This window comes from Trinickia dabaoshanensis (genome assembly GCF_002879885.1).
GTDB classification, from domain to species: domain Bacteria; phylum Pseudomonadota; class Gammaproteobacteria; order Burkholderiales; family Burkholderiaceae; genus Trinickia; species Trinickia dabaoshanensis.
The window spans coordinates 1-26,508 of sequence record NZ_PNYA01000007.1; the positions used below are offsets into that span (position 1 = coordinate 1).

A 26,508-nucleotide genomic window follows, 5' to 3' on the forward strand; every position below is an offset into this window, starting at 1 on the left:
GAGTTGGTACCACCCCTTCCCATCCCGAACAGGACCGTGAAACGACTCCACGCCGATGATAGTGCGGATTGCCCGTGTGAAAGTAGGTAATCGTCAGGCACCCAATGCTAAGAAACCCCCGAAAGCCTAGCGCTCTCGGGGGTTTTTGCTTTGCCACTCCGGAAAAATTTACCTATAAGTGAGAGCGTCGAACAATGAAGCGCGCGCGAAAAGCTTGACTCCGTGCGACTTTGTCTTCATAATTGTCCGTTCTCTGCGGAGGGGTGCCCGAGTGGCTAAAGGGGGCAGACTGTAAATCTGTTGGCTTACGCCTACGTTGGTTCGAATCCAACCTCCTCCACCAGAATATGCAAGCCGTGGTGCGGCAGGGAATCGCGAAGGCCCTAGCGGGTGTAGCTCAATGGTAGAGCAGAAGCCTTCCAAGCTTACGACGAGGGTTCGATTCCCTTCACCCGCTCCAATGCCAAGAAGTACTGCCCATGTGGCTCAGTGGTAGAGCACTCCCTTGGTAAGGGAGAGGTCGGCAGTTCGATCCTGCCCATGGGCACCAGTAGCTGTCATTGATTGTTTGCGTGCGGCGCAACATACGGAAAATCCTCTTAGGAGTCGAAAATGGCCAAGGGTAAGTTTGAGCGGACCAAGCCGCACGTGAACGTCGGCACGATCGGTCACGTTGACCACGGTAAGACGACGCTGACGGCAGCGATCACGACGGTGCTGACGGCAAAGTTCGGCGGCGAGGCGAAGGCCTACGACCAGATCGATGCGGCGCCGGAAGAAAAGGCACGCGGCATCACGATCAACACGGCACACGTCGAGTACGAAACGGCTAACCGCCACTACGCACACGTCGACTGCCCGGGCCACGCCGACTACGTGAAGAACATGATCACGGGCGCGGCGCAGATGGACGGCGCAATCCTGGTGTGCTCGGCCGCTGACGGCCCGATGCCGCAAACGCGTGAGCACATCCTGCTGGCGCGTCAGGTTGGCGTTCCGTACATCATCGTGTTCCTGAACAAGTGCGACATGGTGGACGACGCCGAGCTGCTCGAGCTCGTCGAAATGGAAGTGCGCGAACTGCTCTCGAAGTACGACTTCCCGGGCGACGACACGCCGATCATCAAGGGTTCGGCCAAGCTGGCGCTGGAAGGCGACAAGGGCGAGCTCGGTGAAGTGGCGATCATGAACCTGGCCGACGCGCTGGACACGTACATCCCGACGCCGGAGCGCGCAGTGGACGGCGCGTTCCTGATGCCGGTGGAAGACGTGTTCTCGATCTCGGGTCGTGGCACGGTGGTGACGGGCCGCGTCGAGCGTGGCGTGGTCAAGGTCGGCGAAGAAATCGAAATCGTCGGTATCAAGCCGACGGTGAAGACGACGTGCACGGGCGTGGAAATGTTCCGCAAGCTGCTGGACCAAGGTCAAGCGGGCGACAACGTCGGTATCTTGCTGCGCGGCACGAAGCGCGAAGACGTGGAGCGTGGCCAAGTGTTGGCCAAGCCGGGTTCGATCACGCCGCACACGCACTTCACGGCTGAAGTGTACGTGCTGAGCAAGGACGAAGGCGGCCGTCACACGCCGTTCTTCAACAACTACCGTCCGCAGTTCTACTTCCGTACGACGGACGTGACGGGCTCTATCGAGCTGCCGAAGGACAAGGAAATGGTGATGCCGGGCGACAACGTGTCGATCACGGTGAAGCTGATCGCTCCGATCGCCATGGAAGAAGGTCTGCGCTTCGCCATCCGTGAAGGCGGCCGTACCGTCGGCGCAGGTGTCGTTGCTAAGATCATCGAGTAAGCCAGCTAGTTCTCGTTGATCGGTGGTTTCGGGGTTGGCTGTAGGGTCAACCCCAAATGGTTTAGGGGTATAGCTCAACTGGCAGAGCGTCGGTCTCCAAAACCGAAGGTTGGGGGTTCGATTCCCTCTGCCCCTGCCAAAATTCTGCGCCTAAACAGGCGCGCGTTAGGGTGTTATGGCGAATCCTTCCGTCGAAGCTGTGGATACTTCCAGCGACAAGTTGATGGTAATCGCGGGTGTACTGCTGGTCTTGGCCGGGTTCGTGGGTTTCTTCTGGCTGAGCGGCCAGGAATGGTATGTCCGCGGCGCGGCGCTTGCAGTCGGTGTCGCGGCCGGTGTAGTGGTTGGTCTCCTCTCCTCCCCCGGTAAGAGCTTTATCGCTTTCGCCAAGGACTCCTACAAAGAAGTCCGCAAGGTTGTTTGGCCGACTCGCAAGGAAGCAACGCAAACCACGCTCGTAGTCTTCGGCTTCGTGCTGGTGATGGCGGTGCTGCTGTGGATCAGCGATAAATCCATCGAATGGGTCATTTTCTCGGCGATTCTGGGTTGGAAATGATATGAGCGATACTCCGGCATCCCCGAGCGGTAAACGTTGGTATGTCGTGCATGCGTACTCCGGGATGGAGAAAAGCGTGCAACGAGCGCTCCAAGAGCGTATCGAGCGCGCCGGCATGCAAGACAAGTTCGGCCAGATTCTCGTGCCGACGGAAGAAGTCGTGGAAGTGAAAGGCGGTCACAAGTCTGTGACCGAACGTCGTTTCTTCCCCGGCTACGTTCTCGTCGAGATGGAAATGACCGACGAAACGTGGCACCTCGTCAAGAACACGGCGAAGGTGACGGGCTTCATCGGCGGCACGCGCAACAAGCCGAGCCCGATTTCCCCCCGGGAAGTCGAAAAGATCATGTCGCAGATGCAAGAAGGCGTCGAGAAGCCCCGGCCGAAGACGCTGTTCGAAGTGGGCGAAATGGTCCGCGTCAAGGAAGGTCCGTTCACGGACTTCAATGGCAGCGTCGAGGAAGTGAACTACGAGAAATCGCGCGTGCGCGTCTCGGTCACGATCTTCGGTCGCGCCACACCTGTCGAGCTGGAATTCGGGCAGGTCGAGAAGCTGTAATACATTCCAACGGGTCGCCCGCTAGCGGGCGGTCCGTTTTCGCGCTTACGGCCCGCGTTATGGCCGTTGAGGAGCGTCAGTAATCGCGAGCGATCGCGGTGACCACGCGCTACTACTCACCGAACGCTCGCGCGTTCTAACGAGGTTTTCGACATGGCAAAGAAAATCATCGGCTTTATCAAGCTGCAGATCCCTGCAGGTAAAGCCAATCCGTCGCCGCCGGTTGGTCCGGCACTGGGCCAACGCGGCCTGAACATCATGGAGTTCTGCAAGGCGTTCAACGCGCAGACCCAAGCGATGGAACCGGGTCTGCCCGTTCCCGTCGTGATCACGGCATTCGCCGACAAGAGCTTCACGTTCATCCTCAAGACGCCTCCGGCCACCGTGCTGATCAAGAAGGCTGCGAAGATCGACAAGGGTTCGAGCAAGCCGCACACCGACAAGGTCGGCAAGATCACGCGCGCGCAAGCCGAAGACATCGCCAAGGCGAAGATGCCCGACCTCACGGCAGCCGATCTGGACGCCGCAGTTCGCACGATCGCTGGCAGCGCCCGTTCGATGGGCATCACCGTGGAGGGCGTGTAAATGGCTAAGGTTTCCAAGCGTCTGAAGGCATTCGAAAGCAAGATCGATCGCCAGAAGCTGTACCCCCTCGACGAAGCGCTGTCGCTCGTGAAGGGCTGTGCTACGGCCAAGTTCGACGAGTCGATCGACGTTGCCGTCCAGCTCGGCATCGATGCGAAGAAGTCGGACCAAGTGGTTCGCGGCTCGGTCGTGTTGCCCGCCGGTACCGGCAAGTCGGTCCGCGTGGCCGTGTTCGCGCAAGGTGAAAAGGCCGAGCAAGCACGTGCAGCCGGCGCCGAAATCGTCGGCATGGAAGATCTGGCCGAACAAATCAAGGGCGGCAATCTGAACTTCGACGTCGTGATCGCTTCGCCGGACACGATGCGTGTCGTCGGTACGCTGGGCCAGATCCTCGGTCCGCGCGGCCTGATGCCGAACCCGAAGGTCGGTACGGTTACGCCCGACGTCGCCACGGCTGTGAAGAACGCCAAGGCAGGTCAGGTTCAATTCCGCGTCGACAAGGCCGGGATCATCCACGCAACGATCGGCCGTGCATCGTTCGAAGCGGTTGCGCTGCGCTCGAACCTGTCGGCACTCGTCGAAGCGCTGCAAAAAGCCAAGCCCGCTACGAGCAAGGGCGTGTACCTGCGCAAGATCGCTCTGTCGAGCACGATGGGCGTCGGCGTTCGTGTCGATCAAGGCACGCTGGCCGCGCAACAGTAAAGAATCGATCGCGTTCGGTGCGGCATTGGCCGGCCGACGCGGTATTTAAGGGCTTTGGGCGGTCGTGAGAGGGCAGTTTCGCTTCGCACGGCCGGTTGTCAAAGACCGTTGGTGGGGATGCAGCAGGTAGGTGTCTCCTTAATATCCGCCAACGCAGATGGCGAACCCGAATAAGTTTTGCAGTGATTGAGCCCGTGGGCCAGCGCAGCGATGCGCGAAGCCGGCGGGTGAAATACTCCTAACCCTCGGACGCCGTTGTTGAACGCGGTGTATCGGGCATGTGCCCGGCGCACCGAATCTGGAGGTTAACCGTGCCACTGAACAAAGAAGATAAGCAGGCCGTCGTGGCTGAGGTTTCCGCGCAAGTCGCGAAGGCCCAGACCATGGTGTTGGCCGAGTATCGTGGGATCACGGTTGGCGATCTGACGAAGCTGCGCGCGAAAGCGCGTGAGCAGAAGGTGTACCTGCGCGTGTTGAAGAACACGCTGGCGCGTCGCGCTGTCGAGGGTACTCCGTTTGCTCCGCTGGCAGAGCAGATGACCGGTCCTCTGATCTACGGCATCTCGGAAGATGCCATTGCCGCCGCCAAGGTCGTCAACGACTTCGGCAAAAGCAATGACAAGTTGATCATCAAGGCCGGCTCGTACGAAGGCAAGGTGATGGATAAGGCAGGCGTGCAAGCGCTGGCCAGCATCCCGAGCCGCGAAGAGCTTCTGTCCAAGCTGTTGTTCGTCATGCAAGCGCCTGTTTCGGGCTTCGCGCGCGCACTCGCTGCGCTCGCCGAGAAGAAGCAAGGCGAAGCCGCCTAAACGGGCGGTGCATGGTGCACATCGGCCGAGCGTAACTGATCGCTGGCTGTATCCGAATTCAATTTAGGAGTATTTCTCATGGCAATCGCAAAAGAAGACATCCTCGAAGCCGTAGGCTCGATGTCGGTTCTGGAACTGAACGAACTCGTCAAGGCGTTCGAAGAGAAGTTCGGCGTGTCGGCTGCTGCTGTCGCAGTCGCAGGCCCCGCAGGTGCGGGTGGTGGTGCTGCCGCCGCTGAAGAGCAGACCGAATTCACGGTCAACCTGCTCGAAGCCGGCGCCAACAAGGTTTCCGTCATTAAGGCTGTTCGCGAACTGACGGGCCTGGGCCTGAAGGAAGCGAAGGACCTGGTCGACGGCGCACCGAAGCCCGTGAAGGAAGCGGTGCCCAAGGCTGCTGCCGAAGAAGCGAAGAAGAAGCTGGAAGAAGCCGGCGCGAAGGCCGAAATCAAGTAAGGCCCCTCGCGTTGTGCGAAGGCTGGCGGTTATCCACCGCCGGCCTTTTTGTGCTTTGTGGGGACTATGTTTTGCTGGGATGCGTCCCGGCGGTGCATAGCCCCTAGAGGCCAAAGAAAATTGCCTTTCGCGCGCTCGCAAGCGCACGTCGACCGGCATTTCTCTTTGTCTTCTGAAGCGACTGCAGAAGGCAAGTTTGGTCGGGCGGCGGGCAACATAGGCATCCGCTGCCGTCAGCCAGCGGTTGGTAGCGGCCAACCACCAAGCTTCTAGGCTCGTTCAAGCCTCAGGACGGCCATCGGGTCTCAGTCGGTGAACACTCGGGTTGTCTCACCTGGCGACTATAGCCTCGACAACATGCCCGCCGTGATTCGGAGATCGTATGCAATATTCCTTCACCGAGAAGAAGCGCATTCGTAAGAGTTTTGCGAAGCGCCCCATCGTTCACCAAGTACCTTTCCTGCTGGCCACCCAGCTTGAATCATTCAGCACGTTTCTGCAAGCCGACGTGCTCGCGAACGCTCGCAAACCCGAGGGTTTGCAGGCCGCGTTCACGTCTGTTTTTCCGATCGTCTCGCACAACGGTTTCGCGCGCCTCGAGTTCGTGAGCTATGCGTTGTCGCCGCCGGCCTTCAACATCAAGGAATGCCAGCAGCGCGGTCTCACCTATTGTTCGGCCTTGCGCGCCAAGGTGCGTCTGGTTCTGCTCGATAAAGAGTCGCCGAGCAAGCCCGTCGTCAAGGAAGTCAAGGAGCAGGAAGTGTACATGGGCGAAATTCCGCTCATGACGCCCACCGGCTCGTTCGTCATCAACGGCACCGAGCGTGTCATCGTCTCGCAGCTGCACCGTTCGCCGGGCGTGTTCTTCGAACACGACAAGGGCAAGACGCACAGCTCGGGCAAGCTGCTGTTCTCGGCACGGATCATTCCGTACCGCGGCTCGTGGCTCGACTTCGAATTCGACCCGAAGGACATCCTGTACTTCCGTGTCGACCGCCGCCGCAAGATGCCGGTCACGATCTTGCTGAAGGCCATCGGCCTTTCGCCCGAACAGATCCTCGCGAACTTCTTCGTCTTCGACAACTTCACGCTGATGGGTGAAGGCGCGCAGATGGAGTTCGTGCCCGAGCGTCTGCGCGGCGAAGTCGCGCGCTTCGACATCACCGATCGCGACGGCAACGTCATCGTCCAAAAGGACAAGCGGATCAACGCGAAGCACATTCGCGACCTCGAAAACGCGAAGACGAAGTTCATCTCGGTTCCCGAAGACTATTTGCTCGGCCGCGTGCTCGCGAAGAACGTGATCGACGGCGACACGGGCGAAGTCATCGCGAACGCGAACGAGGAAATCACCGAGAGCACGCTCGAAAAGCTGCGCGAAGCCAAGGTGAAGGACATCCAGACGCTCTACACGAACGATCTGGACCAAGGCCCGTATATCTCGTCAACGCTGCGTATCGACGAAACGACCGACAAGACGGCCGCGCGTATCGCGATCTACCGCATGATGCGCCCGGGCGAGCCGCCGACCGAAGAAGCGGTCGAGGCCCTCTTCAATCGTCTGTTCTACAGCGAAGACGCGTACGACCTCTCGAAGGTCGGCCGTATGAAGTTCAACCGCCGTGTCGGCCGTGACGAAATCACGGGCCCGATGACGCTGCAAGACGACGACATCCTCGCGACGATCAAGATCCTCGTCGAGTTGCGCAACGGCAAGGGCGAAGTGGACGACATCGACCACCTCGGCAATCGTCGTGTGCGTTGCGTGGGCGAACTCGCGGAAAACCAATTCCGCGCCGGTCTCGTGCGCGTCGAACGCGCGGTGAAGGAACGCCTCGGCCAAGCCGAGAGCGAAAACCTGATGCCGCACGATCTGATCAACTCGAAGCCGATTTCGTCGGCCATTCGCGAGTTCTTCGGTTCGTCGCAGTTGTCGCAGTTCATGGACCAAACCAACCCGCTGTCGGAAATCACGCACAAGCGCCGTGTTTCCGCACTGGGCCCGGGCGGTTTGACGCGTGAGCGCGCAGGCTTCGAAGTACGCGACGTGCACCCGACCCACTACGGCCGCGTCTGCCCGATCGAAACGCCGGAAGGTCCGAACATCGGTCTGATCAACTCGCTCGCGCTTTACGCGCACCTGAACGAGTACGGCTTCCTCGAAACGCCGTACCGCAAGGTCGTGGACAGCAAAGTCACGGATCAAATCGATTACCTGTCGGCGATCGAAGAAGGCCGTTACGTGATCGCTCAGGCGAACGCGGCGGTGGCCGAAGACGGCACGCTGACCGACGAACTCGTGTCGTCGCGCGAAGCCGGCGAAACGCTGATGGTCACGCCGGACCGCATCCAGTACATGGACGTGGCGCCGTCGCAGATCGTCTCGGTCGCAGCCTCGCTGATTCCGTTCCTCGAGCACGATGACGCGAACCGTGCATTGATGGGTTCGAACATGCAGCGTCAAGCCGTGCCCTGTCTGCGTCCGGAAAAGCCGGTCGTCGGTACGGGTATCGAGCGTACGGTGGCCGTCGACTCGGGCACCACGGTGCAAGCGCTGCGCGGCGGTGTGGTCGATTACGTCGACGCGGGCCGTATCGTCATTCGTGTGAACGACGACGAAGCGGTGGCCGGTGAAGTCGGCGTGGACATCTACAACCTGATCAAGTACACGCGCTCGAACCAAAACACGAACATCAACCAGCGTCCGATCGTGAAGGTCGGCGATATGGTGTCGCGCGGCGACGTCCTCGCGGACGGCGCTTCGACCGACCTGGGCGAGCTCGCGCTCGGCCAGAACATGCTCGTCGCGTTCATGCCGTGGAACGGCTACAACTTCGAAGATTCGATCTTGATCTCCGAGAAGGTCGTGGCCGACGATCGCTATACGTCGATCCACATCGAAGAGCTGAACGTGGTCGCTCGCGACACGAAGCTCGGACCCGAGGAAATCACGCGCGACATCTCGAACCTGGCGGAAGTGCAACTGGGCCGTCTGGATGAGTCGGGCATCGTCTACATCGGCGCCGAAGTCGAAGCGGGCGACGTGCTCGTCGGTAAGGTCACGCCGAAGGGCGAAACCCAGCTCACGCCGGAAGAAAAGCTGCTGCGCGCCATCTTCGGCGAGAAGGCATCCGACGTGAAGGATACGTCGCTGCGCGTGCCCTCGGGCATGAGCGGCACGGTCATCGACGTGCAGGTGTTCACGCGTGAAGGCATCCAGCGCGACAAGCGCGCGCAACAGATCATCGACGATGAACTGAAGCGCTACCGCCTCGACTTGAACGACCAGTTGCGCATTGTCGAAGGCGATGCGTTCCAGCGTTTGGCTCGTATGCTCGAAGGCAAGGTGGCCAACGGCGGTCCGAAGAAGCTCGCGAAGGGCACGAAGATCGACCAGGCTTACCTGTCGGATCTCGACCACTATCACTGGTTCGACATCCGTCTGGCCGACGAAGAGGCTGCCGCTCAACTCGAAGCGATCAAGAACTCGATCGAAGAGAAGCGTCACCAATTCGACTTGGCCTTCGAAGAGAAGCGCAAGAAGCTCACGCAAGGCGACGAGCTGCCCCCGGGCGTGCTGAAGATGGTCAAGGTGTACCTGGCCGTGAAGCGCCGCCTGCAGCCTGGCGACAAGATGGCCGGCCGTCACGGTAACAAGGGTGTCGTGTCGAAGATCGTTCCGATCGAAGACATGCCGTACATGGCGGATGGCCGTCCGGCCGACGTCGTGCTGAACCCGCTCGGCGTGCCGTCGCGGATGAACGTGGGTCAGGTGCTCGAAGTGCACCTCGGCTGGGCCGCGAAGGGTCTCGGCTGGCGTATCGGCGAAATGCTGCAGCGTCAGGCGAAGGTCGAAGAGCTGCGCGTGTTCCTGACGAAGCTGTACAACGAATCGGGCCGCGCCGAAGAGCTGGAAAGCTTCTCGGACGACGACATCCTCGAACTCGCCAAGAACCTGCGTGAAGGCGTGCCGTTCGCGACGCCGGTGTTCGATGGCGCGACGGAAGAGGAAATGTCGAAGATGCTCGACCTCGCCTTCCCGGACGACATCGCGCAGAACCTGGGCATGACGAAGTCGAAGAACCAGGTGCAACTGTGCGATGGCCGTACGGGTGAGCCTTTCGAGCGCACGGTTACCGTGGGCTACATGCACTACCTGAAGCTGCACCACTTGGTGGACGACAAGATGCATGCGCGTTCGACGGGTCCGTACTCGCTCGTGACGCAGCAGCCGCTCGGTGGTAAGGCGCAATTCGGTGGTCAGCGCTTCGGTGAAATGGAAGTGTGGGCGCTCGAGGCGTACGGCGCTTCGTATGTGCTGCAGGAAATGTTGACGGTGAAGTCCGATGACGTGACGGGCCGGACGAAGGTGTACGAAAACCTCGTCAAGGGCGACCACGTGATCGACGCGGGCATGCCGGAATCCTTCAACGTGCTGGTGAAGGAAATCCGCTCGCTCGGCATCGACATCGACCTCGACCGCAACTAATCGGACTACGGAGAGAAGGCAATGAAAGCTCTGCTCGATCTATTCAAGCAAGTCCAACAAGAAGAAGTTTTCGACGCGATCAAGATCGGTCTGGCCTCGCCCGACAAGATCCGTTCGTGGTCGTTCGGTGAAGTCAAGAAGCCCGAAACGATCAACTATCGTACGTTCAAGCCCGAGCGCGACGGCTTGTTCTGCGCGAAGATTTTCGGGCCGATCAAAGACTACGAATGCTTGTGCGGCAAGTACAAGCGCCTGAAGCATCGTGGCGTGATCTGCGAGAAGTGCGGCGTGGAAGTCACGCTCGCCAAGGTGCGTCGCGAGCGCATGGGCCACATCGAGCTCGCCTCGCCCGTCGCGCACATTTGGTTCTTGAAGTCGCTGCCGTCGCGTTTGGGCATGGTGCTCGACATGACGCTGCGCGACATCGAGCGCGTGCTGTACTTCGAAGCGTACGTGGTCATCGATCCGGGCATGACGCCGCTCAAAGCGCGGCAGATCATGACGGAAGAGGATTACTACAACAAGGTCGAAGAGTACGGTGACGAATTCCGCGCCGAGATGGGCGCGGAAGGCGTGCGCGAGCTCCTGCGCGCCATCAACATCGACGAACAAGTCGAAACGCTGCGCACCGAGCTCAAGAACACGGGCTCGGAAGCGAAGATCAAGAAGTACGCGAAGCGCCTGAAGGTGCTCGAGGCTTTCCAACGCTCGGGCATCAAGCCCGAATGGATGGTGCTCGAAGTGCTGCCGGTGCTGCCGCCCGAGTTGCGTCCGCTCGTGCCGCTGGACGGTGGCCGTTTCGCGACGTCGGACCTGAACGACTTGTATCGCCGCGTGATCAACCGTAACAACCGGTTGAAGCGTCTGCTCGAGCTGAAGGCGCCGGAAATCATCGTCCGCAACGAAAAGCGGATGCTGCAAGAAGCCGTCGATTCGCTGCTCGACAACGGCCGCCGCGGCAAGGCGATGACGGGTGCGAACAAGCGTCCGCTGAAGTCGCTCGCCGACATGATCAAGGGTAAGGGCGGCCGGTTCCGTCAGAACTTGCTCGGTAAGCGTGTGGACTACTCCGGCCGTTCGGTCATCGTGGTGGGCCCGACGCTGAAGCTGCATCAGTGCGGTCTGCCCAAGCTGATGGCGCTCGAGCTGTTCAAGCCTTTCATCTTCAACAAGCTCGAAGTGATGGGCGTTGCGACGACCATCAAGGCGGCGAAGAAGGAAGTCGAGAACCAAACCGCGGTGGTGTGGGACATCCTCGAAGAGGTGATCCGCGAACATCCGGTGATGCTGAACCGCGCGCCGACGCTGCACCGTCTCGGGATTCAAGCGTTCGAACCCGTGCTGATCGAAGGTAAGGCGATCCAACTGCACCCGCTCGTTTGCGCGGCGTTCAACGCCGACTTCGACGGTGACCAGATGGCCGTGCACGTGCCGCTGTCGCTCGAAGCGCAGATGGAAGCGCGTACGCTCATGCTCGCGTCGAACAACATCCTGTTCCCGGCCAACGGCGATCCGTCGATCGTGCCGTCGCAGGATATCGTGCTCGGCCTGTATTACGCGACGCGCGAAGCGGTCAACGGCAAGGGCGAAGGCATGTCGTTCACCGGCGTGTCCGAAGTGCTGCGTGCGTACGAGAACAAGGAAGTCGAGCTCGCCTCGCGCGTGAACGTGCGGATCACCGAAATGGTGGTCAACGAAGACAAATCGGAAGGCGCACCGCAGTTCGTGCCGAAGATCTCGCTCTTCGCGACGACGGTCGGCCGCGCGATCTTGTCGGAGATTCTGCCGCCGGGGCTGCCGTTCACGGTGCTGAACAAGCCGCTCAAGAAGAAGGAAATCTCGCGCCTGATCAACACGTCGTTCCGCAAGTGCGGTCTGCGCGCGACGGTGGTGTTCGCCGATCAACTGATGCAGTCGGGCTTCCGTCTTGCAACGCGCGCCGGTATCTCGATCTGCGTGGACGACATGCTCGTGCCGACGCAGAAGGAAGAGATCGTCGGCGATGCCGCGAAGAAGGTGAAGGAGTACGACCGTCAGTACATGTCGGGTCTCGTCACGGCGCAAGAGCGTTACAACAACGTGGTCGACATTTGGTCGGCAACGTCGGAAGCGGTCGGTAAGGCGATGATGGAGCAGCTCTCCACCGAGCCCGTGATCGATCGCGACGGCAAGGAAGTGCGTCAAGAGTCGTTCAACTCCATCTACATGATGGCCGACTCGGGCGCTCGGGGTTCCGCGGTTCAGATTCGTCAGCTCGCCGGGATGCGGGGCCTGATGGCCAAGCCGGACGGCTCGATCATCGAGACGCCGATTACGGCGAACTTCCGCGAAGGCCTGAACGTGTTGCAGTACTTCATCTCGACCCACGGTGCACGTAAGGGGCTGGCCGATACGGCACTGAAGACGGCAAACTCGGGTTACCTCACGCGTCGTCTGGTGGACGTGACGCAAGACTTGGTTGTGACCGAAGACGATTGCGGCACGAGCAACGGCGTGGCGATGAAGGCGCTGGTTGAAGGCGGTGAAGTCGTCGAAGCGCTGCGCGACCGGATTCTCGGCCGGGTGGCGGTGGCTGACGTCGTCAACCCCGAATCGCAAGAAACGCTGTACGAAGCGGGCACGCTGCTCGATGAAACGGCCGTCGACGAAATCGAACGCCTCGGTATCGACGAAGTGCGCGTGCGTACGCCGCTGACCTGCGAAACGCGTTACGGCTTGTGCGCCGCGTGCTACGGCCGCGACCTGGGCCGCGGCTCGCTCGTGAACGTCGGCGAAGCGGTCGGCGTGATCGCGGCGCAATCGATCGGTGAGCCTGGCACGCAGTTGACGATGCGTACGTTCCACATCGGTGGCGCGGCATCGCGTGCGGCAGTGGCTTCGTCGGTCGAAGCGAAGAGCAACGGTACGGTGCGCTTCACGTCGACGATGCGCTACGTCACGAATGCGAAGGGCGAGCAAATCGTCATCTCGCGTTCGGGCGAGGCGATGATCACCGACGATCACGGCCGCGAGCGCGAGCGTCACAAGGTGCCGTACGGCGCGACGCTGTTGCAGCTCGACGGTGCGCAGATCAAGGCGGGCACGCAACTGGCCACGTGGGATCCGCTGACGCGTCCGATCATCACCGAGTACGGCGGTACGGTGAAGTTCGAAAACGTCGAAGAAGGCGTGACGGTTGCCAAGCAGATCGACGACGTGACGGGTCTTTCGACGCTCGTCGTGATCGACGTGAAGCGCCGCGGTTCGCAAGCGGCGAAGAGCGTTCGTCCGCAGGTGAAGCTGCTCGACGCGAGCGGCGAGGAAGTGAAGATCCCCGGTACCGAGCACTCGGTGCAGATCGGCTTCCAAGTCGGCGCACTGATCACGGTGAAGGACGGTCAGCAAGTGCAGGTCGGCGAAGTGCTCGCACGTATCCCGACCGAAGCGCAGAAGACGCGTGACATTACCGGTGGTCTGCCGCGGGTGGCCGAGCTGTTCGAAGCGCGCTCGCCGAAGGACGCCGGCATTCTCGCGGAAGTCACGGGTACGACGTCGTTCGGTAAGGACACGAAGGGCAAGCAACGTCTCGTCATCACGGATCTCGAGGGCAACCAGCACGAGTTCCTGATCGCGAAGGAAAAGCAGGTCCTCGTCCACGACGGTCAGGTCGTCAACAAGGGCGAAATGATCGTGGACGGTCCGGCCGATCCGCACGACATCCTGCGCTTGCAGGGTATCGAGGCGTTGTCGCGCTACATCGTCGACGAAGTGCAGGACGTGTACCGTCTGCAAGGCGTGAAGATCAACGACAAGCACATCGAAGTGATCGTGCGTCAGATGCTGCGCCGCGTGCAGATCACCGACAACGGCGATACGCGTTTCATCCCGGGCGAACAAGTCGAGCGGTCGGACATGCTCGACGAGAACGATCGGATGATCGCGGAAGACAAGCGTCCGGCCACGTACGAGAACGTGCTGCTCGGTATCACGAAGGCGTCGCTGTCGACCGATTCGTTCATCTCGGCTGCATCGTTCCAGGAAACGACGCGCGTGCTGACCGAGGCGGCGATCATGGGCAAGCGCGACGATCTGCGCGGTCTGAAGGAAAACGTGATCGTCGGCCGTTTGATTCCGGCCGGTACGGGTCTCGCGTTCCACAAGGCACGCAAGGCGAAGGAATCGTCGGATCGCGAGCGTTTCGACCAAATCGCCGCGGAAGAGGCATTCGAGTTCGGCACCCCGAGCTCGGCCGCCGAAACGCCGGCAGACGAGCCGCATCAGCAACACCCGGCGGAGTAAGTTCGGGCGGCGCACCGCGCCGCTTGTCCCCCCGCCCGCGCCTCTGGCGCAAGAACCGCTCGGTTTCGACCGAGCGGTTTTTTTTCGTCCGTGCGTTTCGCGGCGAACGGGTGCCACATGCTCGATCGCGAGACCGCCGGTTGGCGGAAAAACACGAATGCCTGTCCGATTTCACCCGTCGCGAAAAAAGACGATTTAAATCGATAATCCCGAAGAGCATAAAAACAAATACCGCCTTCGATCTCGAAGGTTTAGCCGTGTTTTGGGATTTTTTACAAAAATGCGGAGCGGGGCAAATACAGAGCGAAATCCGGGAGGAGCATCGTGAGAAGCAAACGTTCGGAGCTCGGCGCGTCAAGGCCGAAGCTCAGCGCAGCATGGGTCGGCGCCGTGGTCGCGGCGTTTTCAGGGGCATCATCGTTTGCCTATGCGGGGCCACTTCCCACCGGCGGGAAATATATCGCCGGAAATGGATCGATCTCCATTAATGGCACTTCCCTAACCGTTAATCAAACGTCAGGGCGCGGCATCGTCGATTGGAATAGCTTTTCCATCGGAAGCGGCTATCACGTCGCGTTTAATAACGGGGCCGGTGCAACCTTGAATCGCGTAACCGGGGCTACCCCATCCTCGATCATGGGCGCGCTCACCGGCACGGGCGCCGTGTATCTCATCAACCCGCAAGGCATCGTCGTTGGGCCGACCGGTACGATCTCGACAGGCGGGCGTTTCGTCGCCTCCACGCTCGATGTCGATAACGCGGCGTTTATGGCCGGCGGCGCGATGACCCTGTCGGGCACCGGTAGCGGTGCCGTCGTGAATTTCGGCAAGATCGGATCGACGAGCGGCGACGTGTTTCTGATCGCCTCCAGCGCGGTCCAAAACGTCGGCAGCATCGACGCGCCGCAAGGCACGGCGGAGCTTGCGACGGGGAGGACGGCGCTGCTGCAGGACTCGTCCACGGGTCGCCAAGTTTTCGTCCAGGCGGGTAGCGGCGGCAGTGTCGTCAACGCTGGGCAGATCACGGCCGCCCAGGCCAGCCTACAGGCGGCCGACGGCAACATCTTCGCGATGTCGGGCAACCATGAAGCGATTCGGGCCACCGGCACGGCCACGCGCGATGGGCACGTCTGGCTTGTCGCCGATAGCGGAACGCTCTTTTCGATCGGTCAAGTCGAGGCGAAGAACGCCGACGGCAGCGGCGGCGCGGTCGACACATCCGCCCGGGCGATCCATTTCGATTGGCCGGGGACCACGGTGAGGGCCGGACAATGGAACCTCGCGACACCGGCGTTCACGCTCGGTGCCGGGGCGGCAAATGCGTTTTCCCGGTCACTTGCGGCCGGGACGTCGGTCGCCGTCGAAACGACAGGTGCCACGGGCGATATCGACGTGGCCGCGAACGTCGACTGGACCGGGTCTGCCTCGCTTTCTCTCAGCGCCTACCGTAACGTGCGAGTGGCACCGGGTGTCACGCTGCGCAATCTAGGCGTAGGCAGCCTTACGCTGCGAGCGGATGCGTCCGCGATCGATAACGGCGGCGGTGTGGCCAACGCGGGCACGATCGATTGGTCGAAGAGCACCGGGGTCGTGAATCTGTACCGGGACATGACGGGAGCCTACTCGGCCGGGACGCTACTCGGTAACCCCTCGTGGACCGCCTCGCCCGATCAAGGCATCGTGACGCAGATCGGCGCGTACAAACTCGTCAATTCGCTGGCCGATTTGGAGAGCGTGTCGCACGACCTGGCGGGCAATTACGCGCTCGGTCGCGACCTCGCGTTCAACGGCAACTATATCGATCAGATCGGCGGTGCCGCGCCGTTCACGGGGCAATTCGACGGGCTCGGGCACACACTCGCCGGCGTATCGATCAAAGGTGGATACGACGGCGCCTATTACGGTTGGGGCGGCCCGTTGATCGGCACCATCGGCGCGACCGGCGTCGTCCGTAACCTGAACCTATCGAACGGCGATGGGGGTGTCGGACATTGCTATGCCTCATCGTGCTACCTCGGCGTACTCGCGAGCGAAAACGACGGACTGATCGCGCGCACCTACTCGAGCGGCGGTTTTTATTTCGACGACTTCGGGCCGGGAACCGGATATTCGATCGGCGGACTCGTCGGACTCAATACGGGGACGATCGTGCAATCGGGGAGCAGCGCCTCGGTATCGGGGCTGCCCGATTTCAGCGGCGGTCCGGGTAACGGCGACTTAGGCGGATTGGTGGCGAATAATACCGGCGCGATCCGGCAATCGTATGCCACCGGCGCGGTCACGGGCGGCGGTTGGGCCTACGTCGGCGGCCTCGTGGGAACGAGCAGCGGCACGGTCACGCAGTCGTTCTCGACGGGCGCCGTGTCGGGCGGCGGCGGCTCGGCGTGGTACGGACCCGGCGGTGGCGCGGGGGGCTTGATCGGCAGCGGCAGCGGCGCCGACGGTAGCGACTACTGGAACGCGCAAACCTCGGGTAAGAGTCTCGACGGCGGCGGTGCTCCCGCGCAGAACGGCTTGAGCACGGCCCAAATGAGCAATGCCGCCAGCTACGCCGGTTGGGATTTCGGTGCCACCGGCGCATGGGCGATGCCGGCGGGCAGCGCGCATCCTGTGCTGGGCTGGCAGGCGCGCGCGTCGCATGGGCCGCTTTAGCGAAGGCGGCAACTCGCGCCTCGCCTGAACCCCGAGGCCGTCGCAGGCCGCCGGCGATAGGCATACACTGCTTACCCCGGCGTGCCCGCGACGGACGTACTCGACAGCGAATCGATGCGCCCGGCCAAGCAAGGGCCGCTTTCATCGAAACCGCTGCCATGATCGTTCGCCCCTATCCGAATTGGCTGCGCATGATGCTCGTCATCCGCGGCTCCGTTATCCTCGACATCGCCCCTCAACTCATCGTCACGATCGGATTCGCCGCCCTGGTCACCGTCCTGCGCAATTCGTTGATCGTCGACAAAGTGCACCTCACGTTCGTGCCATTCTCGTTGATCGGCCTCACCCTTGCGATCTTTTTGGGCTTTCGCAACAACACGAGCTATGCCCGCTATTGGGAGGCGCGCAACCTCTGGGGCACTGTGCTCAACGACACGCGCGCACTGGCGCGGCAAGCGCTGACGCTCGTCGACGACCACCGCGAGGCACCGGTCTTCGTCAATCGCCTGATCGCCTTTACGCACGCGCTGCGGCATCAATTGCGCGGCACGGACGCGGCGGCCGATCTCGCTCGATTGCTGACCGAGCCGGAGCGCACACGGGTTCGAGACGTCCGTTACAAGCCGGCGATCTTGCTCGTCATGGCGGGAGAGTGGCTGCGAGAACAGCGTCGGCTCGGGCGCCTGACCGATCCGCTCGCGCAAGCGATGGAAGGGCCGATGTGCCGGCTCGGGGATGCCTTGGGTGGTTGCGAGCGCATCGCCGGTACGCCGATCCCATTCACCTATGCCGTCATCATCCATCGAACGGTGTACCTGTATTGCTTGTTGCTGCCGTTCGGACTCGCCGATTCGATCGGCGGCATGACGCCGATCGTCGTCGGCTTCGTGGCGTATACCTTTTTTGCCCTCGAAGCGCTGAGCGCCGAGATCGAGGATCCTTTCGGCACGCAGCCGAACGATTTGCCGCTCGACGCGCTCTGCCAAGGCATCGAGGCGACGTTGCTCGAGACGCTCGGTCGCCGCGATTTACCGCCCGTTCCCCAGCCGGTGGACTATATGCTCCGTTAGCATGCGCGACGTATTCGCGCACCGCGGTCGCAGCCGGATGACACCGGTATGTCGACCGATGTCTGCACGTTCGCCACATTCGTGTTGCGGTACGCCGCTTCGGGTATTCCCAGGAGGCGCCAATTCTTTCGGCCAATCATAGGCACCAACTTACTGGTGACAATATCCGGGCCGAAGGGAGGCGTAGGACGATGAGCGATATCAGCGGTGTACGCGCGGGCGGCGCCAACAATCAACACGACTTCGACATACAGCCGACGCCCCAACCCAGCCGACCGGGTTCGCCGGCCCCGAGTTCGTCGAACCGACCGCAGAACCATCCGTTGTCCAGCGCCCTATCTTCGCGCCCGGCTGAGCGAGAGAACGCGGGCGTCGGGACGAGCGGTGCGCGCAGGGCGTCCTTGCCGCCCTCCACGTCGCTGACCGCGGCGCGATCGGCGACCTCGGTAACGGGCGGTACGAACCTCGGTGGATCATCGGCAGTGAACCCGGCGGCCACGCAGCTTAGCGAGGCGCAAAGCGCGGAGGTCCAACGATTGTCTGGCGAGTTTCGCGACTTGTTAGGGATTTCGAGCTCCTCCAATATCGAGGAGCAGACCGCGCAGATCCAAACCATGCTCGAGGGCGTTTCCGCCGCGTTTTCCCAGCTGGCCACAATGGAGCGATTGCCGGGCTCCCAAATCACCATGGAGGATGTCGCCAAGTACGCTCGCGACCCGGGGGTGCAGGCCGCGCATACGGCGTTCACGGACCGTAAGAACGACGCAGAGGCTCTCGAGCTCGCGGCGGGCGAGAAGAGGACCGCGGCTCACGAAGCGCGCGGGACCGCGAATACGACGGGTGAGGTGGCACGCGACAAATCCAAGGCGAGTGTGGACGCGCACAAGGCTGCCGAACTCGCTCGGCGGCAAGCCGACGATGCGGACGACAAAGCGACGAAGATCGAGGCCGAAGCCGAAGCCAAAAGCAAACAAGCTCGAGGCGCGGACGGCGAGGCGACGAAGGCCGAAGAGCAGGCCAAGCGCGCGCGCGACGAGGCCGCAAGTGCCGGCAACACGGCGGACGCGGAGCAAGGCCTGGCGGACGGCAAGCGGGACGTAGCGGACAAGCATCGCGTCGTCGCGGAGCAAGCCAAGGGGGAGGCAAAGCGATTGCAGGGTGCGGCCGACGCCGCTGCCGCGAAGGCTTTGGCATCCCGTCAGGAGGCGGACGGGGCCCGTGACGCCGCGAACAATGCACCGGAGGCGCAGAAAGAAGCGATGCGCGCCGCCGCGCGAGAAGCGGAGCACAAAGCCAGCCTCGACGAGGCCGCGGCGAAACAGGCCGCGAGCGAAGCCAAGCAAGCCAAAGAGGCTGAGCACACCGAGGCCGAGCGCGCCGCAAGCTTGGATCGCGAGGCGCAGAGCCAGCAAGAAGTGGCGACACGCGCTCGTGAGCATGCAAATGGTCTAGACAAGACCGCCACAGTAAAGAAAGGGGTCGCGCAGGGGTTGCGCAGCAGCGCAAACAAGCTAGGAGGCGAGGCAGAGATACTTGCGAAGGAGGCGGCGGCGGCCAGAGGAACCGCCGACAACCTAGGCAGTCTCGCCGATGAAGCCCAAAAGAAAGCCGCCGAGGCGAAAGCCGACGAAGAAAAGGCGCTCAAAAGTGCCAGCCAGGCGGAGGATCAGGCTCGGACCTTGGAAAACGAAGCGACGAAGGCCGAGGCGGAAGCCGACGTGGCGTACGAAGCCTACAAGGCGGCCGGCTCGGCGCTAGGCGGTGCTGTGGAGGCGGCCAAGGCCAAGGCTGCCGAAGAGGCCGCAAAGCAAAAGAGCCAGCAAAAAGCTCCGGCTACCGCGGAAGGAGATCAAAGCGAGCAAGCGCGGGGCAGCACATCGCAAACGACGAACCGGCCGACCGATACGGAGATTAGGCGCGACGACGAGATCCTGCCGGTCGTCGAGCGCACGAGCGCCGAGCCCACGGTTGCCGCCGGCGGCAACGAGCGCCCCGCGCGTCCCGACTCGACGCCTGCCACCCGGGAAACCGCGGCGCGGATCGCACTCAAAGCGAGAGTCGCGAACTGGGCGCTCAATGCCTCGAAAGTCGCCGGCCAGCACTTGGTTTCAGTCGGCATCTCCACGGCGTTGCGCGAAGTGGCGGGCGGCTTGGTCGAATATCTCGTGGAAACCCACAATCCAACCGACGAAGCGAAGACCGCTGCCGCATGCGCGCTCTACGGCAGTTTGATGCTCGCCCAGGCTGCGTCGATGGTGTATGACGAACGCGCAGATCGTGCGACCCCTTTGTCGCGAATAGGGGGTGGCGGACAACTGGGAATCCTGGCCGCTTCGCTCGCGGCCGGCCTCGCCACGAAGTCCCTCGATCAACTCTTGCCGAGTCTCGTGAAGACCTTCGTTTATTCCTCCGGTCGCGACTTCGCCAACACGGTGCTGCCGTTGACCACGGATCCGAAGATCACGGCCAACCCGGCCTTCGTGCAAATGGCCAATACGCTCCCTTACGGCGTCAATCAGGCGCTCATCAACGCCTGGCAGACCTTCGCGGGCACGTCGGGCGCCGGCTTCGTCAATGCGATCCGCAACAACGGCACAGATCCCAATACAGGCAAGCCCGAGGAGGCGGGACCGGGGATCGGGGCGGTGAGCTCTTACGTGACGGCAAACTACGCGGGCGAAGTCCTCAATATGTTCGTGGAGACCGCGATCAAAAGCTCGATTGGGCACACTCCGATGCCCGATTTCAAGCTGGAGGCCAAGTGGCCGACGCTCCAAGGACTCGGGGAGAAGTTTCGCGACGATGGGATCTTGCGAACGGGGGCATTCTTCGGCACCTATGCCGCATCCAATGCGATCAACCCTTCGGTCCAGAGGTCTCATATCGGTGAGCAGGGGGCGGGATGGGCGGAGAGCACGATTGGCTCTTTCTACCTGATGGCCATGCTGCTCTGCTGCGCGATGGCGTCTAAGAAGAAACCTCGGCCGGGCGATACAGAGGACGTTCCACTGCGTCGGCGCGGTCCGGACGCGGTCTGATGCGAGGGCTCGCCGGGCAGCCGGCAGCTTGGCTGCGCGGTTGCCCGGCTGCATCGACCGAATGGCCAACGCGCTCGTGTACGGCATCGCCGGTTGGCGCGCGTTGGTAGAATGACGACCGTCCGTCGTTCGCCGTTCACCTCGCCTACATGTCGCGTGCTCTAGAAATTCTCAACGAAGTTTTTGGCTACCCTGCGTTTAGAGGGCAGCAACGCGACATTGTCGAACACGTCGCCGGCGGCGGCGATTGCCTCGTGCTCATGCCGACAGGCGGTGGCAAATCGCTGTGCTACCAAATCCCGTCGCTGGTCCGGCGCGAAGCCGGGCTCGGCGCGGGCATCGTGGTTTCTCCGCTGATTGCGCTCATGCAAGATCAAGTCGCGGCCATGAAAGAGCTTGGTGTACGCGCCGCGTATCTGAACTCGACGCTCACGGGCGCCGAGGCGGCGGCGACGGAGCGCGCGTTGCGCAACGGCGAACTCGATCTGCTCTACGTCGCCCCTGAGCGTTTGATGACGCCGCGTTTTCTCGATTTGCTCGAACGTGCCCCGATCGGGTTGTTCGCGATCGACGAAGCGCATTGCGTGTCGCAATGGGGCCACGATTTCCGTCCGGAATATATCCAGTTATCGGTACTGCACGAACGGTTTCCGAACGTGCCGCGTATCGCGCTCACGGCTACCGCCGATGCGATCACGCGCGACGAAATCATGCATCGGCTCGCGCTCGACGAAGCGCGTGTGTTCGTCTCGAGCTTCGATCGGCCCAACATTCGCTATCGGATCGTCGAGAAAGACAATGCGCGCGCCCAACTGCTCGATTTCATTCGAGCCGAGCATACGAACGGCGACGGCACGACCGATGCCGGCGTGATCTACTGCCTATCGCGCCGCAAGGTCGAGGAAACGGCCGATTGGCTCAAGACGCAGGGCGTGCGCGCGCTACCGTACCACGCCGGGATGGACTTCGAGACGCGGCAGCGCCATCAGGAAATCTTCCAGCGCGAAGAGGGCGTCGTCATCTGCGCGACCATTGCGTTCGGCATGGGAATCGATAAGCCCGATGTGCGCTTCGTCGCACACCTCGATCTGCCCAAGAGCGTCGAGGGCTATTACCAGGAGACGGGGCGCGCGGGCCGCGACGGCTTACCGGCCAACGCATGGATGGCGTACGGGCTTGGCGACGTCGTCCAGCAGCGCAAGATGATCGACGAATCGGAAGCCGACGAAACGCACAAGCGTGTGCAGACGAGCAAGCTCGACGCACTCTTGGGGTTGTGCGAAACGGCTGCGTGCCGTCGCGTGCGCTTGCTTTCCTATTTCGGCGAGACGAGCACGCCTTGCGGCAATTGCGATACCTGTATCGAGCCGCCCGAAACCTGGGATGCGACGCGCGAGGCGCGGATGGCGCTCTCTTGCGTTTTCCGCGCGCACCGAGCGAGCGGGTTCCATTTCGGCGCGGGTCATCTAATCGATATCCTGCGCGGCAACCTGACGGAAAAAGTCCGCGAGCGCGGTCACGATACGCTGAGCACGTTCGCTATCGGCGCGAGCCTATCGGAGCCCGAATGGCGCGGGGTATTCCGGCAACTGGTCGCCTATGGCTATTTGACGGTGGATCACGACGGCTATGGCGCCTTCGTGTTGACGGAGGCGAGCAAGCCCGTGCTCAAGGGCGAGAAAAACGTCACGCTGCGCCGGTACGTGAAGCCCACGCGTACTCGCCAAGGCTCGTCACGGACAGGCGAGCGGGCCGATCCGACGCTGGGTATGGGGCCGCGCGAGCGTGCGCGCTGGGATCGGCTGCGCGCCTGGCGCACCGATACGGCCAAGAGCGACGGCGTACCTGCTTACGTGATTTTTCACGATGCCACGTTGGCGGAGATCGCGCGCTCGGCGCCCGATACGATCGACGATCTGCGGCACATCCCCGGTATCGGCGCGCGCAAACTGGAGCGCTTCGGCGACGAATTGCTCGAGGTGGTGGCGGCGGATTGAGGCGAGCATGGAAGCCGCGATCGTCTTCGGTTTCTCGCCGACTCGCGCAAGCTATTGACGCGCTTGACGTTTTTGCCATATCATGCCGGGTTCCTGTTCTTGGCTCTTCGGCCAGGGGTTCGCTCACGCGTGAGCTAAGTCTTGGCTTTAGGGACGGATGGGAAGCTTGACACGCACCGCGGGCCGCTTTGCCCGGCAGGCGGTGCGGCGTTTTTATCAATTTCGGGAATACACAATGCCAACCATCAATCAACTGGTTCGCAAAGGCCGCGCGTCGGAAACGGCGAAGAGCAAGAGCCCGGCCTTGCAGGACTGCCCTCAGCGTCGTGGCGTGTGCACGCGTGTGTACACGACGACGCCTAAGAAGCCTAACTCGGCACTCCGTAAGGTTGCCAAGGTTCGTCTGACGAACGGCTTCGAAGTTATTTCGTACATCGGTGGTGAAGGCCACAACCTGCAGGAACACTCGGTCGTGCTGATTCGCGGCGGCCGTGTGAAGGACTTGCCGGGTGTGCGTTACCACATGGTCCGCGGCTCGCTCGATACGCAGGGCGTCAAGGATCGTAAGCAAGCTCGCTCGAAGTACGGTGCGAAGCGCGCTAAGGCTGGTAAGTAAGCGGGCGATTCTCTCGCCTGTGTGGGTCGTTTAGGCGGTGGTGCCGGAATCGCCGGTGCTGTCGAGTAAGTGGTCACCCGGCCAAGCTGGTTAGTCGTGAAGATGGATCGGGTTAGTTGGTGACCGCGGGGCTCCTCTCAGAGCTCCAACTGAAAAGTTAAAGGAAGAAACATGCCGCGTCGTCGCGAAGTCCCCAAGCGGGAAGTGTTGCCGGATCCGAAGTTCGGCAACGTTGATGTAGCTAAGTTCATGAACGTGCTGATGCTCTCGGGCAAGAAGTCGGTTGCCGAGCGTATCGTTTATGGCGCTTTCGAACAGATCCAGACCAAGGGTGGCAAGGACCCGCTGGAAGTGTTCACGGTGGCCCTCAACAACGTCAAGCCGGTGGTGGAAGTGAAGAGCCGCCGTGTTGGTGGGGCGAACTACCAAGTTCCGGTTGAAGTGCGTCCGTCGCGTCGTATGGCATTGGCGATGCGTTGGTTGCGCGAGGCCGCGAAGAAGCGCAGCGAGAAGTCGATGGCTCTGCGTCTGGCCGGTGAGTTGCAAGAAGCCGCGGAAGGCCGCGGCGGCGCGATGAAGAAGCGCGACGAAGTGCACCGGATGGCGGAAGCCAACAAGGCGTTCTCGCATTTCCGCTTCTAAGCCTAGGTTTAGGGCTGTAGCGGAAAAAATTCCGGGCGGGTGCGCTTATAAAGCGCCTCGCCCGTTTGTGTTAGGGCGCGAAGACAATCGAAACCTTCGTGCTATCCCAATAGAGGATCAAAGTGGCTCGTAAGACACCTATCGAGCGCTACCGCAACATCGGTATTAGCGCTCACATCGACGCCGGCAAAACGACGACGACCGAGCGCATCCTGTTCTATACCGGTGTGAACCATAAGATCGGCGAAGTGCACGACGGTGCAGCGACGATGGACTGGATGGAGCAAGAGCAAGAGCGCGGCATCACCATTACGTCGGCTGCCACGACGGCCTTCTGGAAGGGCATGGGCGGCAACTATCCGGAACACCGGATCAACATCATCGACACCCCGGGCCACGTCGACTTCACGATCGAAGTCGAGCGCTCGATGCGCGTGCTCGACGGCGCGTGCATGGTCTACTGCGCCGTGGGCGGCGTGCAGCCGCAGTCGGAAACGGTGTGGCGCCAAGCGAACAAGTACAAGGTGCCGCGTCTCGCGTTCGTCAACAAGATGGACCGTACCGGTGCGAACTTCTTCAAGGTCTACGACCAACTGAAGACGCGTCTGAAGGCGAACCCGGTGCCCGTCGTGGTGCCGATCGGCTCCGAAGAAAACTTCAAGGGCGTCGTCGACCTCTTGAAGATGCGCGCGATCATTTGGGACGAAGCGTCGCAAGGCACGAAGTTCGACTACGTCGACATTCCCGCTGAACTCGTCGAGACGTGCAACGAGTGGCGCGAGAAGATGATCGAGTCGGCCGCCGAAGCCAGCGAAGAGCTGATGGAAAAGTACCTCGGCGGCGAAGAGCTGTCCGAAGCGGAAATCGTCAAGGCGCTGCGCGACCGTACGATCGCTTGCGAAATCCAGCCGATGCTGTGCGGCACCGCGTTCAAGAACAAGGGCGTGCAGCGCATGCTCGACGCCGTGATCGACTTCCTGCCGTCGCCGGTGGACATTCCCCCGGTCAAGGGCGAACTCGAAAACGGCGATGCGGCCGAGCGTAAGGCTGCCGACGACGAGAAGTTCTCGGCGCTCGCGTTCAAGATCATGACGGACCCGTTCGTCGGCCAGTTGATCTTCTTCCGCGTCTACTCGGGTGTCGTCAACTCGGGCGATACGGTGCTGAATTCGACGAAGGACAAGAAGGAGCGTCTGGGCCGGATTCTGCAGATGCACGCGAACCAGCGCGAGGAAATCAAGGAAGTGCGCGCGGGCGACATCGCCGCTGCCGTCGGTCTGAAGGAAGCGACGACGGGCGACACGCTGTGCGATCCGCAAAACCCGATCGTGCTCGAGCGCATGGTGTTCCCGGAACCCGTGATCTCGCAAGCCGTCGAGCCGAAGACGAAGGCCGACCAGGAAAAGATGGGCCTGGCGCTGAACCGTCTCGCACAAGAAGATCCGTCGTTCCGCGTCCAAACGGACGAAGAATCGGGCCAGACGATCATCTCGGGCATGGGCGAGCTGCACCTTGAAATTCTCGTCGACCGGATGAAGCGCGAATTCGGCGTGGAAGCTACCGTCGGTAAGCCGCAAGTGGCGTATCGCGAAACGATCCGCGCAACGGCGGCCGACGTCGAAGGCAAGTTCGTCAAGCAGTCGGGCGGTCGCGGCCAATACGGTCACGCGGTCATCACGCTCGAGCCGAACGAGCAAGGCAAGGGCTACGAGTTCCTCGACGAGATCAAGGGCGGTGTCATTCCTCGCGAATACATCCCGGCGGTCGACAAGGGTATTGCCGACACGCTCAAGAGCGGCGTGCTGGCCGGCTTCCCGGTCGTGGACGTGAAGGTGCATCTGACGTTCGGTTCGTACCACGATGTGGACTCGAACGAAAACGCGTTCCGTATGGCCGGTTCGATGGCCTTCAAGGAAGCAATGCGCAAGGCAAGCCCGGTCATCCTCGAGCCGATGATGGCAGTGGAAGTCGAAACGCCGGAAGACTACATGGGCAACGTGATGGGCGACTTGTCGGGCCGTCGCGGTATCGTCCAGGGCATGGAAGACATGGTCGGCGGCGGCAAGATCGTTCGCGCCGAAGTGCCGTTGTCGGAAATGTTCGGCTACTCCACTTCGCTGCGTTCGCTCACGCAAGGCCGTGCAACGTACACGATGGAGTTCAAGCATTACTCCGAAGCGCCGCGCAATGTCGCAGAAGCGATCATCAGCGCGAAATCGAAGTAAGCCACCCGGCTTTTTCATCGACTACTTTTTG

The 26,508-nt window shown here is 61.8% G+C and carries 16 protein-coding genes, 4 tRNA genes and 1 rRNA gene; all 21 read left to right on the forward strand.

The window, feature by feature from the left end; translation table 11 throughout:
* Positions 1–99 (forward strand): 5S ribosomal RNA (gene rrf, locus C0Z18_RS33970); the annotation flags it as partial.
* 158 nt (positions 100–257) lie between these two features.
* Positions 258–343 (forward strand) — tRNA-Tyr (locus tag C0Z18_RS09100).
* A 43-nt stretch (positions 344–386) separates the two neighbouring features.
* Positions 387–460: transfer RNA gene (locus C0Z18_RS09105), tRNA-Gly, on the forward strand.
* Between the two features lie 15 nt (positions 461–475).
* Positions 476–550: transfer RNA gene (locus C0Z18_RS09110), tRNA-Thr, on the forward strand.
* Positions 551–612: 62 nt separating this feature from the next.
* Positions 613–1,803, forward strand: a complete 1,191-nt coding sequence (gene tuf, locus C0Z18_RS09115; RefSeq protein ID WP_102645092.1) for an elongation factor Tu — start codon at positions 613–615, stop codon at positions 1,801–1,803.
* Positions 1,804–1,866: 63 nt separating this feature from the next.
* A tRNA-Trp gene (locus C0Z18_RS09120) sits at positions 1,867–1,942 on the forward strand.
* Between the two features lie 36 nt (positions 1,943–1,978).
* Positions 1,979–2,359, forward strand: coding sequence for a preprotein translocase subunit SecE (gene secE / locus C0Z18_RS09125; protein WP_102645093.1), 381 nt, complete (start codon positions 1,979–1,981; stop codon positions 2,357–2,359).
* A 1-nt stretch (position 2,360) separates the two neighbouring features.
* Positions 2,361–2,918, forward strand: a complete 558-nt coding sequence (nusG, locus tag C0Z18_RS09130) for a transcription termination/antitermination protein NusG (protein ID WP_102611112.1) — start codon at positions 2,361–2,363, stop codon at positions 2,916–2,918.
* 153 nt (positions 2,919–3,071) lie between these two features.
* The gene (gene rplK / locus C0Z18_RS09135) at positions 3,072–3,503 is read left to right on the forward strand and encodes a 50S ribosomal protein L11 (protein WP_102645094.1); all 432 of its coding nucleotides are present in this window, start codon (positions 3,072–3,074) and stop codon (positions 3,501–3,503) included.
* Positions 3,504–4,205, forward strand: coding sequence for a 50S ribosomal protein L1 (gene rplA / locus C0Z18_RS09140; protein WP_102645095.1), 702 nt, complete (start codon positions 3,504–3,506; stop codon positions 4,203–4,205).
* Positions 4,206–4,483: 278 nt separating this feature from the next.
* On the forward strand, positions 4,484–5,014 hold the full coding sequence (gene rplJ / locus C0Z18_RS09145) for a 50S ribosomal protein L10 (RefSeq protein WP_199189419.1): 531 nt from the start codon (positions 4,484–4,486) through the stop codon (positions 5,012–5,014).
* A gap of 78 nt (positions 5,015–5,092) precedes the next feature.
* Positions 5,093–5,470 carry a 50S ribosomal protein L7/L12 gene (gene rplL / locus C0Z18_RS09150; RefSeq protein WP_102645097.1) on the forward strand — a complete coding sequence of 126 codons (378 nt, stop codon included), beginning with the start codon at positions 5,093–5,095 and terminating at the stop codon, positions 5,468–5,470.
* Positions 5,471–5,852: 382 nt separating this feature from the next.
* Positions 5,853–9,959 carry a DNA-directed RNA polymerase subunit beta gene (rpoB, locus tag C0Z18_RS09155; RefSeq protein ID WP_102645098.1) on the forward strand — a complete coding sequence of 1,369 codons (4,107 nt, stop codon included), beginning with the start codon at positions 5,853–5,855 and terminating at the stop codon, positions 9,957–9,959.
* Between the two features lie 21 nt (positions 9,960–9,980).
* Complete coding sequence (rpoC, locus tag C0Z18_RS09160; RefSeq protein WP_102645099.1) at positions 9,981–14,237, forward strand: DNA-directed RNA polymerase subunit beta'; 4,257 nt, start codon at positions 9,981–9,983, stop codon at positions 14,235–14,237.
* A gap of 390 nt (positions 14,238–14,627) precedes the next feature.
* Positions 14,628–16,889, forward strand: a complete 2,262-nt coding sequence (locus C0Z18_RS09165; protein WP_102645289.1) for a two-partner secretion domain-containing protein — start codon at positions 14,628–14,630, stop codon at positions 16,887–16,889.
* A 158-nt stretch (positions 16,890–17,047) separates the two neighbouring features.
* On the forward strand, positions 17,048–17,959 hold the full coding sequence (locus C0Z18_RS09170; protein ID WP_102645100.1) for a bestrophin family protein: 912 nt from the start codon (positions 17,048–17,050) through the stop codon (positions 17,957–17,959).
* Positions 17,960–18,150: 191 nt separating this feature from the next.
* Positions 18,151–20,997, forward strand: a complete 2,847-nt coding sequence (locus C0Z18_RS09180; protein ID WP_146013975.1) for a hypothetical protein — start codon at positions 18,151–18,153, stop codon at positions 20,995–20,997.
* A gap of 149 nt (positions 20,998–21,146) precedes the next feature.
* A complete protein-coding gene (gene recQ, locus C0Z18_RS09185; RefSeq protein ID WP_102645103.1) occupies positions 21,147–22,994 on the forward strand; it encodes a DNA helicase RecQ in 1,848 nt (615 codons plus the stop codon).
* 235 nt (positions 22,995–23,229) lie between these two features.
* Positions 23,230–23,610 (forward strand): 30S ribosomal protein S12, encoded by a 381-nt coding sequence (gene rpsL, locus C0Z18_RS09190; protein WP_102645290.1) that lies wholly within the window; start codon positions 23,230–23,232, stop codon positions 23,608–23,610.
* A 171-nt stretch (positions 23,611–23,781) separates the two neighbouring features.
* Positions 23,782–24,252, forward strand: a complete 471-nt coding sequence (gene rpsG / locus C0Z18_RS09195; protein ID WP_008343817.1) for a 30S ribosomal protein S7 — start codon at positions 23,782–23,784, stop codon at positions 24,250–24,252.
* A gap of 122 nt (positions 24,253–24,374) precedes the next feature.
* Complete coding sequence (gene fusA, locus C0Z18_RS09200) at positions 24,375–26,477, forward strand: elongation factor G (RefSeq protein WP_102645104.1); 2,103 nt, start codon at positions 24,375–24,377, stop codon at positions 26,475–26,477.
* The last annotated feature ends 31 nt before the right edge of the window (positions 26,478–26,508 follow it).

What these genes read in the sequence shown, in the direction of transcription:
- tuf (WP_102645092.1), top strand. Translation starts at nt 613, where the DNA reads ATGGCCAAGGGTAAGTTTGAGCGGACCAAGCCGCACGTGAACGTCGGC.
- secE (WP_102645093.1), top strand. Translation starts at nt 1,979, where the DNA reads ATGGCGAATCCTTCCGTCGAAGCTGTGGATACTTCCAGCGACAAGTTG.
- nusG (WP_102611112.1), top strand. Translation starts at nt 2,361, where the DNA reads ATGAGCGATACTCCGGCATCCCCGAGCGGTAAACGTTGGTATGTCGTG.
- rplK (WP_102645094.1), top strand. Translation starts at nt 3,072, where the DNA reads ATGGCAAAGAAAATCATCGGCTTTATCAAGCTGCAGATCCCTGCAGGT.
- rplA (WP_102645095.1), top strand. Translation starts at nt 3,504, where the DNA reads ATGGCTAAGGTTTCCAAGCGTCTGAAGGCATTCGAAAGCAAGATCGAT.
- rplJ (WP_199189419.1), top strand. Translation starts at nt 4,484, where the DNA reads ATGTGCCCGGCGCACCGAATCTGGAGGTTAACCGTGCCACTGAACAAA.
- rplL (WP_102645097.1), top strand. Translation starts at nt 5,093, where the DNA reads ATGGCAATCGCAAAAGAAGACATCCTCGAAGCCGTAGGCTCGATGTCG.
- rpoB (WP_102645098.1), top strand. Translation starts at nt 5,853, where the DNA reads ATGCAATATTCCTTCACCGAGAAGAAGCGCATTCGTAAGAGTTTTGCG.
- rpoC (WP_102645099.1), top strand. Translation starts at nt 9,981, where the DNA reads ATGAAAGCTCTGCTCGATCTATTCAAGCAAGTCCAACAAGAAGAAGTT.
- C0Z18_RS09170 (WP_102645100.1), top strand. Translation starts at nt 17,048, where the DNA reads ATGATCGTTCGCCCCTATCCGAATTGGCTGCGCATGATGCTCGTCATC.
- C0Z18_RS09180 (WP_146013975.1), top strand. Translation starts at nt 18,151, where the DNA reads ATGAGCGATATCAGCGGTGTACGCGCGGGCGGCGCCAACAATCAACAC.
- recQ (WP_102645103.1), top strand. Translation starts at nt 21,147, where the DNA reads ATGTCGCGTGCTCTAGAAATTCTCAACGAAGTTTTTGGCTACCCTGCG.
- rpsL (WP_102645290.1), top strand. Translation starts at nt 23,230, where the DNA reads ATGCCAACCATCAATCAACTGGTTCGCAAAGGCCGCGCGTCGGAAACG.
- rpsG (WP_008343817.1), top strand. Translation starts at nt 23,782, where the DNA reads ATGCCGCGTCGTCGCGAAGTCCCCAAGCGGGAAGTGTTGCCGGATCCG.